Annotated in this window: 14 protein-coding genes; 10 read left to right on the forward strand and 4 right to left on the reverse strand. The window is 71.5% G+C overall.

What is annotated here, in order from left to right:
• Nucleotides 1-5: 5 nt before the first annotated feature.
• Complete coding sequence (locus KF823_10515) at nucleotides 6-1,697, reverse strand: DEAD/DEAH box helicase (GenBank protein MBX3726334.1); 1,692 nt, start codon at nucleotides 1,695-1,697, stop codon at nucleotides 6-8.
• Between the two features lie 185 nt (nucleotides 1,698-1,882).
• Here KF823_10515 and KF823_10520 point away from each other — a divergent pair, with 185 nt between their 5' ends.
• Nucleotides 1,883-2,335 (forward strand): CopD family protein, encoded by a 453-nt coding sequence (locus tag KF823_10520; GenBank protein MBX3726335.1) that lies wholly within the window; start codon nucleotides 1,883-1,885, stop codon nucleotides 2,333-2,335.
• Between the two features lie 22 nt (nucleotides 2,336-2,357).
• Nucleotides 2,358-3,635, forward strand: coding sequence for a dicarboxylate/amino acid:cation symporter (locus KF823_10525; GenBank protein MBX3726336.1), 1,278 nt, complete (start codon nucleotides 2,358-2,360; stop codon nucleotides 3,633-3,635).
• A gap of 12 nt (nucleotides 3,636-3,647) precedes the next feature.
• On the opposite strand, the gene KF823_10530 is transcribed toward KF823_10525, so the two are convergent.
• The gene (locus KF823_10530; protein ID MBX3726337.1) at nucleotides 3,648-4,292 is read right to left on the reverse strand and encodes a LysE family transporter; all 645 of its coding nucleotides are present in this window, start codon (nucleotides 4,290-4,292) and stop codon (nucleotides 3,648-3,650) included.
• Nucleotides 4,293-4,446: 154 nt separating this feature from the next.
• The gene (locus KF823_10535; GenBank protein MBX3726338.1) at nucleotides 4,447-4,935 is read right to left on the reverse strand and encodes an 8-oxo-dGTP diphosphatase; all 489 of its coding nucleotides are present in this window, start codon (nucleotides 4,933-4,935) and stop codon (nucleotides 4,447-4,449) included.
• Between the two features lie 186 nt (nucleotides 4,936-5,121).
• On the opposite strand from KF823_10535, the gene ispF reads away from it, so the two are divergent.
• Genes ispF through KF823_10560 form a run of 5 tightly spaced genes read left to right on the forward strand, consistent with a single transcriptional unit; the run spans nucleotide 5,122 to nucleotide 8,729 of the window.
• Entirely contained in the window at nucleotides 5,122-5,607 is a 486-nt protein-coding gene (gene ispF, locus KF823_10540) for a 2-C-methyl-D-erythritol 2,4-cyclodiphosphate synthase (protein ID MBX3726339.1), read from the forward strand.
• Nucleotides 5,607-6,629, forward strand: coding sequence for a tRNA pseudouridine(13) synthase TruD (locus KF823_10545; protein ID MBX3726340.1), 1,023 nt, complete (start codon nucleotides 5,607-5,609; stop codon nucleotides 6,627-6,629). The genes ispF and KF823_10545 overlap by 1 nt, the downstream gene beginning before the upstream one ends.
• Entirely contained in the window at nucleotides 6,629-7,975 is a 1,347-nt protein-coding gene (locus tag KF823_10550) for a replication-associated recombination protein A (protein MBX3726341.1), read from the forward strand. The genes KF823_10545 and KF823_10550 overlap by 1 nt, the downstream gene beginning before the upstream one ends.
• Nucleotides 7,972-8,349 carry a fluoride efflux transporter CrcB gene (gene crcB / locus KF823_10555; GenBank protein MBX3726342.1) on the forward strand — a complete coding sequence of 126 codons (378 nt, stop codon included), beginning with the start codon at nucleotides 7,972-7,974 and terminating at the stop codon, nucleotides 8,347-8,349. The genes KF823_10550 and crcB overlap by 4 nt, the downstream gene beginning before the upstream one ends.
• On the forward strand, nucleotides 8,346-8,729 hold the full coding sequence (locus tag KF823_10560) for a CrcB family protein (GenBank protein MBX3726343.1): 384 nt from the start codon (nucleotides 8,346-8,348) through the stop codon (nucleotides 8,727-8,729). The genes crcB and KF823_10560 overlap by 4 nt, the downstream gene beginning before the upstream one ends.
• Before the next feature lie 64 nt (nucleotides 8,730-8,793).
• Here KF823_10560 and queG read toward each other — a convergent pair whose 3' ends face one another.
• The gene (gene queG, locus KF823_10565) at nucleotides 8,794-9,873 is read right to left on the reverse strand and encodes a tRNA epoxyqueuosine(34) reductase QueG (GenBank protein MBX3726344.1); all 1,080 of its coding nucleotides are present in this window, start codon (nucleotides 9,871-9,873) and stop codon (nucleotides 8,794-8,796) included.
• Nucleotides 9,874-10,009: 136 nt separating this feature from the next.
• Here queG and gorA point away from each other — a divergent pair, with 136 nt between their 5' ends.
• From gorA to KF823_10580, 3 genes are all read left to right on the forward strand, one after another.
• On the forward strand, nucleotides 10,010-11,359 hold the full coding sequence (gene gorA / locus KF823_10570; protein ID MBX3726345.1) for a glutathione-disulfide reductase: 1,350 nt from the start codon (nucleotides 10,010-10,012) through the stop codon (nucleotides 11,357-11,359).
• A 120-nt stretch (nucleotides 11,360-11,479) separates the two neighbouring features.
• Nucleotides 11,480-12,964, forward strand: a complete 1,485-nt coding sequence (locus KF823_10575; GenBank protein MBX3726346.1) for a transglycosylase SLT domain-containing protein — start codon at nucleotides 11,480-11,482, stop codon at nucleotides 12,962-12,964.
• Between the two features lie 86 nt (nucleotides 12,965-13,050).
• On the forward strand, nucleotides 13,051-14,703 hold the full coding sequence (locus KF823_10580) for a hypothetical protein (GenBank protein ID MBX3726347.1): 1,653 nt from the start codon (nucleotides 13,051-13,053) through the stop codon (nucleotides 14,701-14,703).
• Nucleotides 14,704-15,069 lie beyond the last annotated feature (366 nt).

The following is a 15,069-nucleotide window of genomic DNA, read 5'->3' on the forward strand; positions in this document are numbered from 1 at the left end:
GGCGGTCAGCTTCCGCGCGGTCGCGGCGGCCGGGGCGGGCGCGGCCGCTCGTCGCTACCCTCGCGGGCCGGGCGGTCCAGCCAGGGCCGGATGCGCAGCTGTTGCTGGGCGACGCGCACCTTGCGCAGATGGCCGAGGGTGGCGGCCGGAAGATCGGCGGGCAGGTCGACCAGGCTGTAGTCCTGGCGGATGTCGATACGGCCGATCGCCCCGGCCTCGAGCTTGGCCTCGTTGGCGATCGCCCCGACGATGTTGCCCGGTCGCACGCCGTGCGCATGGCCGACCTCGACCCTGAAGCGCGCCATGCCCGGATCGGGCGGACGATCCGCCTTGTGGCGCGGCCGCGGCGAGTCGCTGCGAGCGCCTTGCGGTGCCCGCTCTTCGCGATGCGTGGGGCCGCGTGGTGGCGCAGCGGAGGGCGGCGGGTCGGGCTGCAGCAGCAGCGGCGCGTCGCCCTGCACCAGGCGCGCAAGGGCGGCGGCGATCTCGCTTGCGGCGATGCCGGATTCGCCCTCGAAGGCATCGACCAGAGCGCGGAAGGGCGCCAGGTCGTCGCTGGCCAGCGCCTCGGTGATGCGCTGCTTGAAGCGCGCCACGCGCTGGTCGTTGACAACCTCGGCGCTGGGCAGCGCCATCGGCTCGATCGGCTGGCTGGTGGCGCGCTCGATGGCCCGCAGCAGGTGGCGCTCGCGCGGCGATACGAACAGGATCGCCTCGCCGCTGCGTCCGGCCCGGCCGGTGCGGCCGATCCGGTGCACGTAGCCCTCGGTGTCGTGCGGGATGTCGTAGTTGAGCACATGGCTGATGCGCTCGACATCCAGGCCGCGGGCGGCGACGTCGGTGGCGACCAGGATGTCGATCTGGCCGTCGCGCAGGCGGGCGATGGTGCGCTCGCGTTGCGCCTGGACGATGTCGCCGCTGATCGCGGCGGCGGCGAAGCCGCGCGCCTCCAGCTTGCCGGCCAGTTCCTCGGTGGCCTGCTTGGTGCGCACGAACACGATCATCGCGTCGAACGGTTCGGCCTCCAGGATGCGGGTGAGGGCATCCAGCTTGTGCATGCCGGTCACCCACCAGAAGCGCTGCCGGATGCCGGTCGCGGTGGCGGTGCGCTGTTCGATGGTGACCCGGGCCGGGTCGCGCAGGTAGCGGTCGGCGATCCGCCGGATCGGCGCCGGCATGGTCGCCGAGAACAGCGCCACCTGGCGCTGCTCGGGCGTCTTCTGCAGGATCGCCTCGACGTCGTCGACGAAACCCATGCGCAGCATCTCGTCGGCCTCGTCCAGCACCGCCATGCGCAGGGCGGACAGGTCGACGGTGCCGCGCTCCAGGTGGTCGATCAGGCGGCCGGGCGTGGCCACCAGGACATGCACGCCGCGGCGAAGGGCGGCCAGCTGCGGGCCGTAGCCGGTGCCGCCGTAGATCGGCAGGACATGAAAGCCGGGCAGGTGCACCGCGTAGCGCTGGAAGGCCTCGGCGACCTGGATCGCCAGTTCCCGCGTCGGGGTCAGCACCAGTGCCTGGGGGCGCGCCTGGGCGGGATCGATCTTGGCCAGGGCAGGCAGGGCGAAGGCCGCGGTCTTGCCGGTGCCGGTCTGCGCCTGGCCGACCAGGTCGCGGCCTGCCAGCAGCGGCGGGATGGTCGCCGCCTGGATCGGCGAGGGCGCCTCGTAGCCGACGTCGGCGAGCGCGCGCAGCAGCGGCTCTGGCAGGGACAGGGACTGGAAGCTGGGTGGCGGGCTGGCGTCGGTCAAGGCGGGAAATCCGGGGCAGGTCGGCCGGATCGGCACCGGCAGGTCGGCAATGATAGCCTGCGAGGCTCCCCCGCCGGCGGTCGCCGGTGCCCGGATCCGGGCTTCCGTTCACCCAGCTCAGGCCGTTCCCGATGACCTACCTGTGGACCAAGTCGCTGCACCTGCTGTTCGTGATCGCGTGGATGGCTGCGGTTTTCTACCTGCCGCGCATCCTGGTGAACATGGCCGAGGCGGCAGGCGAGGGCGCGGCGGTGCGCGACCGCCTGGCCCTGATGGGCAGGCGCCTGTACCGGTTCGGGCACCTGATGTTCGGGCTGGCCTTGCTCGCCGGGCTGCCCTTGTGGCTGGGCTTCCGCATCGACCCGGCCTGGTTCCCGCCGGTCGCCGCAGGGGGCGGCTGGATGCATGCCAAGCTGACCCTGGTCGCGGTGCTCCTGGCCTATTTCATCTGGAACGGAAGGCTGCTGCGCCGCGCGGCGGCCGGCGGCGCCCTGCCGCCCGCCGGTCGCCTGCGCCTGCTGAACGAGTTGCCGGTGTTCGTGCTGCTGGCGATCATCTGGCTGGTGCTGGCCAAGCCGTTCTGACTCCTGGCCTGGGGCGACCGTGATGGCCTGGTGGTTCCGGATCCCGTTCTGGCAGCGCGTGCTCGGCGGCTTCGTGCTCGGCGCCCTGGCCGGTTGGCTGCTGGGTCCGGCCGCGCAGACGTGGCTGGCGCCGCTGGGAACGCTCTACGTCACGCTGATCCGGATGATCGCCACGCCGCTGGTGTTCTTCGCGGTGATCAGCGCGGTCTCGCGGCTGCACGGCCAGCAACGCATCGCCGCCCTGGCCGGACGGACCTTCGCGTGGTTCGTCGCCACCGCCGTGCTGGCGGTGCTGGTCGGCCTTGGCACCGGCTGGCTGCTGCAGCCGGGCAGCGGTGCCGAAGGCCTGGTGCCGGCCGCCGACTGGCTACCGCGCGAGGTGCCCGGTCCGGTGCAGGTCCTGCTCGACGTGGTGCCCGCCAACCCGTTCGCGGCACTGGCCGAGGGCCGCATCCTGCAGGTCATCTTCTTCGCCGCCCTGCTCGGCCTGGCCCTGGTGCGGCTGGGCGAGAAGACCGCCCGTCTGCGCGCCCTCGCCGGCGAAGCCAGCGACGCCATGATCCAGGTGACCCGCTTCGTCCTGGAAATCACGCCGATCGGAACCTTCGGCCTGATCGCCGGCCTGGTCGGCAGCTACGGCTTCGAGCGCCTGCTGCCGCTGGCCGACTTCGTGTTCGCCCTGTACCTGGCCTGCGCCCTCCACATCGTGGTGGTGTATGGCGGGCTGCTGCTGGCCCACCGGCTTAACCCGCTGGCCTTCTTCCGGGGTGCCGCGCCCGCCATGCAGGTGGCGTTCGTGAGCTCGTCCAGCTTCGCCTCGATGCCGGTGGCGATGCGCTGCGCCAGCCACAGCCTGGGCGTCGACCGCGATTACGTGGCGTTCGCCGTGCCGCTGGGCGCCAGCATCAAGATGGACGGCTGCGGCGCCATCTACCCGGCCCTTGCTGCGGTGTTCATCGCCCAGTACTTCGGGCTGGAACTGAGCCTGTCGCAGTACCTGGTGATCCTGCTCGCCTCGGTGCTGGGCAGCTTCGGCACCGCCGGCGTGCCCGGCACCGCGGTGGTGATGGCGACCGTGGTGCTGAGCGCCGCCGGGCTGCCGCTCGAGGGACTGGCCCTGCTGGTGGCAATCGACCGGGTGCTGGACATGATGCGCACGATGACCAACGTCACCGGCCAGGTCCTCGTGCCGGTCCTGGTGGCGCGCGCCACCGGCCTGCTCGACCTGGCGGCCTACAACCGCCCGGACCCGGCCGTGGCCCTTGACGAAGGCGAAGGCGGCCCGGCGCGACCGGACTGACCGGTGTCGCGGTCAGGAACCCGGCAGCACCAGGGCCAGCACGCCGAGCGCCACCAGCAGCAGGGCCGCCACGGCGTCGAACACGCGCGCCGCGCGTTCGCCCCAGCGCTGGCTGACCTTCCAGGCGCCGGCGCTGAGCGCCGCGAACCAGGCGGCCGAGCCTGCGAACACGGCGACCACCAGGACCGCGACGTCGGTCAGGTCCGGGTCCGGCTGCGACAGGCCGGTGGCCGCGAAGATGGCGATGAAGGAAAACGCCGTCGCCGGATTGCCAAGGGTCAGGGCCAGGGCGGTCGCGAACGCCTGGCCCGGGCCCATCATCGGTCCCGGCGACTGGCCGGCGCGGACCTCGACGCCATGCGGACGACGCATCCGCGACAACAGGACCAGCCCGATCGCCACCAGCACCAGGCCGCCGCCGATGCGCAGGGGTCGCTGCCAGGTTTCCAGCACATGGGTCATCGCGGTCAGGCCCAGGCCGGCCACCGCCGCGAACAGCGCATCGCCGGTCGCGGCCCCCAGTCCTGCGACGAACCCTGCCCAGGGTCTGTCCTGCAGGGCTCGACGGATGACCAGGACGCCGACCGCGCCGACCGGCGCCGCCACGGCAACGCCGATCACCACGCCCATCGCCGCCAGCACCACCCAATCCGGCATCGACCGCTCCCAGGCAGGATCCTAGATTCAGGATTTTACTTCGGCCCCCGCCCGTTCCCCGCAGGTGCCGGCGGCCGGTGGGCATCGTCCGCCGAACCGGTGCGAGCAGCCTCCCTTGCCGCCCGAGTACCGGCTCCTCGGTCCCGTTCGTGCGTCACAGCCGCTGGAACGCCCAGGACTGCATCCGGCCGTCCAGGTAGGGCATCACGCCATGGAAGGCACGCGGATCGTCGTCGAACACCAGCGGCAGGAACAGGCGGTCGCCTTCCCAGAGCGGCAGTTCGGCGAGGCGCCCCAGCTCGATCCATTCCAGGCTGCCCTCGGCATTCCGGGCCGGCGGCTCGCCACTGAACGCGGTGACCAGGAACACGAAGCCGAACCAGTCCTCGCCGGCCTTGCCGAACCCCGGCCAGCTCAGCGTGCCGCGCAGCGCCAGGTCCGTGCAATCGATGCCGGCCTCCTCGCGGATCTCGCGCCGGAAGCCGCTGACCACATCCTCGCCCGGGTCCAGCTTGCCGCCCAGGCCGTTGTACTTGCCCAGGTGCTGGTCGCCGGGCCGGGCATTGCGATGGACCATCAGCACCCGGCTGCGATCAGGGGAGAGGATGTAGCCCAGGGTGGCGAGGATGGGGGTGTAGGGCATGGCGGCGGCGCGTGGCGGTCTGCTGGCGATGGGCGGTCCGGCGCACGGCAAAGCCGTCGCGGCCCCGGTCCTGCGATCCGGCTCCCGGCAGTGACCGCAGCTGCGATCCCGTCGCTGCGGCAGCCGGGCGGCTCGAAGGCCGCATAGGGTAACGGGTCGCGCCGGCCGCGCCGGTACAATCGCGACATGAACGTTCCGCGCATCGGCCAGGGTTTCGACGTGCACGCCTTCGGCGAGGGCGACCACGTCGTCCTGGGCGGCGTACGGATCGCCCATGAACGCGGCCTGGTCGCGCATTCCGACGGCGACGTGGTCATCCATGCGCTGTGCGATGCCCTGCTCGGGGCGCTGGCGCTGGGCGACATCGGCCGGCATTTCCCGCCCACCGATCCGCGCTGGGCCGGGGCCGACAGCCGGGTGTTCCTGCGCCACTGCCGCGACCTGCTCGAGACCCGTGGCTGGCGGCTGGGCAATGCCGACCTGACCGTGGTCTGCGAGCGTCCGCGCATCGGCCCCCATGCCGATGCGATGCGCGCCCTGCTGGCCGAGGACCTCGGCGTCGGCTGCGATGCGGTCAGCGTCAAGGCGACCACCAGCGAAGGGCTGGGCTTCACCGGCCGGGGTGAGGGCATCGCCGCACAGGCCGTCGTGCTGCTGGTGCCGGCCTCGTGATCCGCGCCACGTTCCGGGCCTTGCCCGAGGACTTCGAGGTCGAGGAGGACCTGGGCTTCGCACCGGACGGGCAGGGCGAGCACTTGCTGCTGTGGGTGGAGAAGCGCGGCGCCAACACCGCCTGGGTCGCCGGCGAGCTGGCCCGCTGGGCGGGCGTCGGCCCTGCGGCGGTTTCCTGGTCGGGACTGAAGGATCGCCACGCCGTGACCCGGCAATGGTTCGGCGTCCACCTGCCGCGGCGCGTCGCGCCGGAAACCGGCCCCGACATCGAGGGCGCCGTGGTGCTGGCGCGCCACTGGCACGGCCGCAAGCTGCGCCGTGGCAGCCATCGCGGCAATCGCTTCGCGATCGTGCTGCGGGCGGTCGAGGGCGACCGCGAGGGCGCGGACGCGACGCTGCGGGCGATCGCCGCCGGCGGTGTGCCGAACGCCTTCGGCGAGCAGCGCTTCGGCCATGGCGGGGGCAATGTCGAGGCGGCGCGCCGCTGGCTGTCCGCAGCGCGTCCGGCGCGCCTGCCGCCGCATCGCCGCGCCCTGCTGCTGGGCTCGGCGCGCGCCTGGCTGTTCAACCAGCTGCTGGCGGCACGGGTCGGCCGCGGCGACTGGCACCAGGGCATCCCGGGCGATTGCTTCCAGCTGGACGGCCGCGGCAGCTGGTTCGGCCCCGAGCCGGTCATCGACGAGGTGTTGCGCGCACGCCTGGCGCGCGGCGAAATCCATGCCACGGGCCCGCTCTGGGGCGAAGGAGCGTCGCCCGCCGGCGACCAGGCAGCGGTGATCGAGGCCGCCGTGATGGCCGCCGAGCCGCAGCTTGCCGAGGGCCTGTCCCGTTTCGGCCTGCGCCAGGAGCGGCGTGCACTTCGGGTCCTGCCCCGGGCGCTGCAGTGGCAGTGGGCGGACGACGGCGCCGGGACCACCCTTGCGCTGGCGTTCTGGCTCCCCGCCGGCAGCTACGCCACCGCGGTGCTGGCGGCATTCGCGCAGCTCGACAACGCCGCCGCGGCTGCCGACGAGGGCGAGTGATGACGCCGCGACGGCCGCCAGCGGCAACGCCTGGCCTGGCGCTCCCCGAGCCCGCCGGGCAGGCGCAGCGGCCGCTGGCCGATCGCATGCGCCCGGCCACCCTCGATGAGGTGGTCGGCCAGGACGGCGTCACCGGTCCTGGCACGCCGCTGCGTCGCGCGCTGGAGGCCGGCCGTCCCTACTCGATGGTGCTGTGGGGGCCGCCGGGCTGCGGCAAGACCACGCTGGCCCGCCTGGTCGCGCAGTACGTGGATGCCGATTTCCACGCGCTGTCGGCGGTGCTGGGCGGCATCGCCGAGGTCCGCGCGGCCACCGCCCAGGCCGCCGAGGCCTTCGCGCGCGGCCGCCGTAGCGTGCTGTTCGTGGATGAGGTGCACCGCTTCAACAAGGCCCAGCAGGACGCCTTCCTGCCGCATATCGAGAACGGCACCCTGGTGTTCATCGGCGCCACCACCGAGAACCCCTCGTTCGAGCTGAATTCCGCCCTGCTGTCGCGCTGCCGGGTGCATGTCCTCAAGCCGGTGCCGGCGCAGGCCATGGTCGCCGCCCTGCGCCGGGCGCTGGTCGATCCGCGCCGTGGCCTGGGCGATCGCGACTGGCAGGTCGACGACGAGGTGCTGTCGCAGATCGCGCAGGCCGCCGACGGCGACCTGCGGCGCGCCCTGACCGTGCTCGAGATCTCCGCCGAGCTGGCCGGCACCGCCGACCGCTTCGACGCCGACCTGCTCGCCCAGGTGCTGGCCGACCGCGGCCGGCGCTTCGACAAGGGCGGCGATGCCTTCTACGACCAGATCTCCGCGCTGCACAAGTCGGTGCGCAGTTCCGACCCCGATGCCGCGCTCTACTGGCTGGCCCGGATGCTGGACGGCGGCGCCGACCCCGCCTACCTGGCGCGCCGCCTGGTGCGCATGGCCAGCGAGGACATCGGCCTGGCCGATCCACGCGCCCTGGCGCTGGCCCTGGATGCCTGGGACGGCTTCGAGCGCCTGGGCGCGCCCGAGGGCGAACTGATGCTGGCGCAATGCGCCGTGTACCTGGCGGTCGCCGCCAAGAGCAATGCCGTGTACGCGGGCTGGAAGGCGGCGCGTGCCCAGGTGCAGGCGCACGGCAGCCTGGCCGTGCCCCTGCACCTGCGCAACGCGCCGACGCGGCTGATGAAGTCGCTCGGCCATGGTCGGGGTTACCAGTACGACCACGATTTCGACGAAGGCGTCGCGCCCGGCCAGCAATGCCTGCCGGACGAGTTGGCCGGACAGGTGTTCTACCAGCCGGTCGAGCGCGGCCTGGAGGCGCAGATCGCTCAGAAGCTGGCCGACCTGCGGGCGCGCCGAAAGGGGGGCGATTGAGCCTGCCCCTGGCCGCGAGCCTGGCGCTGGTGGTGGCCGGCGGTGCCCTGGGCGGTGCGCTGCGCTTCGCCCTCGGCCACTGGCTGGCGCGGCGCCTGGGCGTGGACTTCCCTTGGCCGACCCTGCTGGTCAATCTCAGCGGTGCCTTGCTGATCGGACTGCTGGCGGGCAGCCTGCCGATCGCCGACGACGGACTGCGACTGGCCCTGCTGGTCGGCCTGCTCGGCAGCTACACCACGGTCTCGGCGCTCGCGGTCGAGTTCCTGGCGCTGCTGCGCAGCGGGCGCCGCGGCCAGGCCCTGAGCTACCTGGTGGCCACGGTGGTGCCGGGAATGGCAGCGGTCTGGCTGGGCCTGAGGCTGGCGGCGCAATGAGCCCGGCCCTGGTCCTCTGGGCGGCTCTCGGCAGTGGCCTGGGCGCAGGCCTGCGCTGGACGCTGTCCCTGCTGATGGCCGGTGCCGGCCATGGCCTGCCCTGGGCGACCCTGGCGGTGAACGCCCTGGGTGCCCTGGTCGCCGGCTTCTACATGGGCCGCCACGGCCCGGGCAGCGCCCGGCCACATCGCGTCGCCGCGCAGGTATTCATGCTGCCCGGACTGTGCGCCGGCTTCACCACCTTCTCCATCTTCAGCCTGGAGGCGGTGCATCATTTCGCCGGACACGGGGCCGGCGCAGCCTTCGGCCTGGTGCTGGCCAGCGTCGCGACCTGGCTGGTGGCGGTGGCGCTGGGCGACTGGCTGGGTCGCCGGTTCTGAGCCCGCCAGCCCCGGAAGTTACGGGAGGTGCTGCGCCGTCCTGTGGGGGATCCCGGTCGGATCGTCACGTTTCGGCGACCTCGGCACCATGCCGGGCCAGCGCCCAGTGCACGTGTTCGCGCACCATCTCGTCGGGATGTGCGGCACGTGCGGTGAGCGCCTCGATCACCTCGATGGAGGTCGGCGCGTTGCCCAGGCCCACCGCCAGGTTGCGCAGCCAGCGCCGCCAGCCGATCCGGCGGATCGCCGAGCCCTCGGTGTTGCGCAGGAAGGTCGCCTCGTCCCAGGCGAACAGCTCGACCAAGGTGGCGCGGTCCAGGCCGTGGCGCACCGCGAAGTCAGGTTCCCGGGTGGGTTGCGCGAACTTGTTCCAGGGACAGACCATCTGGCAGTCGTCGCAGCCGTAGACCCGGTTGCCGATCAGCGGACGCAGGGGCTCGGGGATCGGGCCGTCCAGTTCGATGGTCAGGTAGGAGATGCACAGCCGGGCATCGAGTTCGTACGGTGCCACGATCGCGCCGGTGGGACAGGCCGGCAGGCACCTGCTGCAGGTGCCGCAATGGTCGCTGGCGGTGCGGTCCGGCACCAGCGGCAGGTCGGTGTACAGCTCGCCCAGGAAAAACCAGGAGCCACTGCGGGCATCGATCAGGTTGGTGTGCTTGCCGATCCAGCCCAGGCCGGCATTGCGCGCCAACGGCTTCTCCAGGACCGGCGCGGAATCGGTGAACACCCGATGCCCGAACGGCCCGATCGCGTCCGCGATGCGCTCGGCCAGCGATTGCAGGCGGGCGCGCAGGACCTTGTGGTAGTCGCGCCCCAGGGCGTAGCGCGAGACATAGGCCAGGCTGCCGTCGTCCAGCACCTGAGCCATCGGCGCCGCGTCGCCGGGCAGGTAGTCCATGCGCACGCAGATCACGCTCAGCGTGCCTGGCACCAGCTCGGCCGGCCGGCTGCGCCGGGTGCCGTGGCGGGCCATCCACGCCATGTCGCCGTGTCGGCCCAGGGCCAGCCAGCGCCGCAGGGCCTGCTCGTCGGCGCTCAGGTCGATGTGGCTGATGCCGATCGCCGCGAAACCAAGCTCCCGGCCCCAGGCCAGGATGTCGCGCTTGAGCGCAGCGGGATCGGGGAGGGTTGCAGGCGCCATGGCGCCATCATAGGCAAGGTCGGAGGGCGCCGGCCGTTGCTTGCGCCGTCGGACGCCCGCGCCTGGACGGTCCGTCCACGGCTTGCCTGACGAAGCCGTGGCAAGCTCGACCCCTGGCAGGCAATCAGGAGGGGCGATGGCACACGACTGCGACCTGGCGGTGATCGGCGGCGGCTCCGGCGGCCTGGCACTGGCACAACGCGCCGCGGCGCACGGCGCGCGCGTGGTGCTTTACGAACCAGGTCGGCTGGGCGGCACCTGCGTGCACCTGGGCTGCGTGCCCAAGAAGGCGATGTGGCTGGCTGCGCAGTCGGCAGACCAGGTCCGCCTGGCCGCGCAACTGGGGTTCGCGGTCGACGCCGGCGAACTGGACTGGCCGGCCTTCGTGGCGCGGCGTCAGGCCTACGTCGGGCGCGCCGAGACCGGCTATGCCGGCCGCCTGGCCGAACTGGGCATCGAGCGGTTCGCGGAGCCGGCGCGCCTCCTGCCGGCGCGAAAGGTCTGTTCGGCGGCAGGAATCCGCAGCGCCGCCCACATCGCCATCGCCACCGGCAGCCGGCCGCGCCGGCTGCCGGTTCCCGGCTTCGATCTTGGCGGCGTTTCCGACGACGTCTTCGCCCTGGACCGGCTGCCGCGCCGGGTGGTCGTGGTCGGCGGCGGCTATGTGGCGGTGGAGATGGCCAGCCTGCTGGCCGCGCTGGGCAGCGAGGTCGAGATGCTGGTGCGCGGTTCGCGCTTGCTCGATGGTTTCGACGAGGGCATCGGCGAAACGCTGGTGGCGGCCATGCGCCGGCGCGGCATCGCCGTCTCGACGCGGGTCGAGGTTACCGGCGTGGAGCAGGCCGCGGACGGGACGCGTACCGTGTCCTGTGCGGGCGGCCACCGCCGCGACGGCATCGACTGGCTGCTGTGGGCGGTCGGCCGGGTGCCGAACAGCGAGGACCTGGGCCTTGCCGACATCGGCCTGGCGACCACCGACAGCGGGCACATCGCCGTCGATGCCTGGCAGCGTACCGGCATCGACGGGATCTACGCCCTGGGCGATGTCGGCACCCAGCCGGCCCTGACACCGGTGGCGGTCGCCGCCGGACGGCGTCTCGCCGATCGCCTGTTCGGCGGGCAGCCCGATGCCTGCTTCGATCCCGCCCAGGTGCCAACCGTGGTGTTCGCGCTGCCCCCGGTGGCCAGTTGCGGGCTCTCCGAGGCGCAGGCGCGGGAGCGCCATGGCGACACCGCGGTCGCCGTCCACACCAAACGCTTCCTGCCGATGCGGGAAGCACTGGCCGGGCGCGACGAGCCGGTATGGATCAAGCTGGTCTGCGTTGGTGAGGAAGAGCGCATCGTCGGCCTGCACCTGGTCGGGCCGGGGGTCGACGAGATCCTGCAGGGTTTCGCCGTGGCGATGGGTCTGGGCGCGACGCGCGCGGATTTCCAGGCCACGGTGGCGATCCACCCCGGCAGCGCCGAGGAGGTGGTGCTCATCTAGACGCCTACCGATGCGCACCGCCACCGGCGGGCACCGACGCGGGCACACCTGCTTGTGCCGGGATGTCGGCCGGGGCAGTGCAGCGGCGACCGGACGGCGCCCAGCGGATAGACTGGTGGCATGAACCAGCGCCTCCCCCTTCTCCTGACTGTCATCCTCGCGCTCGGCGCCTGTGCCACCCAGTCGCCGCGCGGCACGGCTGGTGCCGGCGGCAACGGTGACCGAGAAACCACGGCCCTGTACGAACGCCTGGCCCGCGCCACCGCGCGTTTCGCGGAGGGCAGCCGCCTGCTGCTCGCCGGCGATGCCCGCGGCAATCCCGAGCGCGACGCGGCGCTCGAGGAACTCAGGCTGGCCGGCGAGCGCTGCGTCGCCCTGCCGCAGTGCGAGGCTGGCCGGTTCCTGGCCGCCTACGAGTCCATGGTCCGCGAGGCCGCCCAGGCGGCGGCGCTGGGCGACCGGCCGGAGGCCGAACCCGCCACGATCGAAACGCACGCGACTTCGCCGGTGCTCTCGGCGCTGCCCGAGTCCCAGCGCACCATCACGCTTCTGCGCGGCCGCGACCTGGCCCAGGTCATCGAACTCAACGAGCCGGTCAAGGCGGCCATCAACGAGTGGCTGACCTGGCTGCGTCCCAACCTGATCGAGGCCTGGGAGAACTACCAGTACATGCGTTTCATGATGTGGCCCGAATACGAGCAGGCCGGCCTGCCTGAGGCGCTGCTGTTCGCGATCATGGCCCGGGAGTCGCAGGGCAAGGTGCACGCGGTGTCGCATGCCGGGGCCGCCGGGCCGTTGCAGTTCATGCCGGCCACCGGCGCGCGCTTCGGCCTGGGTCGCAACGAGCAGGGTTTCGACACGCGCTACGATCCGCGCCTGGCGACCCGCGCCCAGGTCCGCTACCTCAACGAGCAGTTCGATCGCCTGAACGAGAACCTCGAACTGGTGGTGGCCGCCTACAACGGCGGCGAGGGTCGCCTCGGCCGGCTGTCCGGCAACGGCAGCCGCAGCCTCTGGGATCCCGAGGTGTTCGGCGCGCTGCCCCGGGAAACGCAGATCTACGTGCCGATGGTGCTGGCGGCGGCCTGGCTGTTCCTGCATCCGGAGCAATACGGACTGGCCTTTCCCCGCCTGGATACCCGGCCGGCGGTGATCACCCTGCGGCGCCCCGCCTCGATCAACGAACTGGCGGTCTGCCTGGGCCATGCCGGCGACGTCCGCACCGGCTGGTTCCGGGCCCTGCGCAACCTGAATCCGCAGTACGACAACAAGCAGGTCCTGCCCGAGGGTACCCAGCTGGAAGTGCCGGCGGTGGTGGTCCAGGCCTACCAGCGCGACTGCGTACAGGGTCCGCTGGCGCAGGTCGCCGCCGAACTGAATGGCGCGCGCCTGCCGGTGAGTCCGTTGCCGATCGCCGCCCGCGCGGGCGGCAGCCAGCCCTCGACCCCCGGGCGGGTGCACACGGTGCGCAGCGGCGAGACGCTGTACGCCATCGCTACCCGAAACCGCTGCAACATGGTGGCCCTGGCGCGTGCCAACCACATCCGGGGACCGAACTACCCGATCCGGCCGGGACAGCGGATCGACTTGACGGTTTGCCGCTGAGGCGCCCGGGCCGACGCGCGGCAATTGCACTCGTTGTCGGCGCGTGGCGCCGGCGTGCTGGGACAGTGGACCTCAGGGGAACGGGCATGGAGAGGCCGATACGACCCGACCATCGCTCGCGGCTGTCGGCATCGCTAGGGTTGTTCTTTGCCGGCCTGTTCGTCGTTGGGGTTCCAGCTGTGGCAGGCAATGCTGTTGCGGACTGGCTGCTGCCGGCGGATCACTTCATTCCGGCCAAGATGCCGATGACCGTCGTGCATCCCCGCAACGCGCACGCACCAGGGTGGTCCTACGCGCGCAACGCCCATCCCGGCATTCGCTGGGAGATCCCTATCGTTATCCAGGGTGGCGCCTGGCCGTTTCGCTACGAGTTGGTCGACAATGGCGGCGCATCGGGCCTGGCGATCGGCGGCGAGCTGGCGCGCCGAATCGACCATGGCTATGTCGTTCACGAGAGAACGAGCGACTACGGCCGGCTCTGGTGGCAAGATCCGATCGCCGGCAACTACTCGATTCTGGTGCGCGTGCACGATCAGGGCGGCACGCATATCGACGTGCCTCTCTCGTTGGCGGTCGGGACTGCCGGCTGGGTCTTTGTCGACGCCAATGACGGCAGCGACGAAGCCGGCGATGGCTCGGTCGCCGCGCCGTTCCGGACCATCCGACGCATTCATGATGCCGGCGCGGCCTTTGCCGATCATCGCGTCTACCTGAGTGGCGTCGTGCCCATGGACGGCAACCACCCCAGTGGCGATCTGGCGATCAACCGCGGCGATTTCCAGCACACGCCCGCGGTGTGGGTTGGCAAGCCCGGTGGCAATGCGGTGCTTGAGGCCTACCAGGGGCGAATAAGCCTGACCGCGCCCGACTTCTACTTCGCCAATCTCGAGCACCGTCATCACGTCGACTTCGTGCAGAGCCACGGCAGCTACATCCACATGATCACGGCCTGGGGCAACACGGCGCGCCTTACCCTGCACGACGTGCATTTCAGTCGCTTCCATGGCAATCCGGTCAATGCCGACCTGGGCAATTCATCGATCATCATGTTCACCGACCAGGGCAGCCCCCGGAGCCACGTCGCTATCGTCAACAACACCATCAGCGGCGATAACGGCATCTTCACCAGCGCCTACCAACTGCATCACTCGGTGGTCGAGAACAACCGGGCCGTGAACGCCCGTTTCGTGACCGGAGACACGGCGACCTGGGCGGTGTTCTGGATCAAGCGTGCGAACGAGCATCTCAGCATCCGCGGCAACGAGTTCTGGGATGGCAACTTCTGGGGCTCGCCCGGCAACCTCAGCGCCGCCCTGGGCATGGATGCCGCGCGCACCATCGAGTTCGCCTACAACACCGTTCACACCAGTTACGACGGCGCTGGCGATCGTCACGGCGCGATCAAGCTCTTCACGCTTTCCAGCCTGCCCAACTACAGCTGGACCACCTCGACGCCGGTCTGGCTGTACCGGAACTCGCTGCGCCACCGACTCAACTTCGAGGGCGACAATCTGGTCAACATGCCGAACGGCAACGTCATCACCGAGCGCAACGTGCTGGAACCGCGCGCCTGGCCGAGCCACGCATTTCTGCTGAACATCGACAACCTCGATGCGGGCAGCTATTTCGATGCCTCGATGAGGCTCGCGGGACCCGCCCGCGACGCCTACCTCGGGCGCTATGGTGCCGAGATCGCCGTGGCGCTCGGCGACAGCCTCTTCTCCGACGGCTTCGATTGACCGGCGAAGCCTTCTCCTGGCGTCCGATGCTCGAAGCCTGGGTCAATACCACGCCTCACCGGGCGGATGCCGCCCGACCGGCGCGGGCTACCTCGCCACAATGGAGTGCCTGAACGCTGACATGCGGGGCAACCGGCGCTTCGCCGGTGCAGGCACCGGCGGTGCCTGCGGCTGGCACCGTGGCGAGGGCGAGTCAGACCTGAGGGCGCCACTTCGGGTTGCCGCGGGATGAATCCGTAGACTTCGTGTGGGGTTGATCGCCTGCCTGCGTCGCCGTTTCGGCGGTGTCGGCCCGGAACCGCCACATCGGCCGCGGCAAGACGTAACCCCGTCTCCCTTGGGCGGTCGAGATGTCGTCTCGGTTCT

This window comes from Lysobacterales bacterium, from assembly GCA_019634735.1.
In the GTDB taxonomy this organism is placed as follows: Bacteria; Pseudomonadota; Gammaproteobacteria; order Xanthomonadales; family UBA2363; genus Pseudofulvimonas.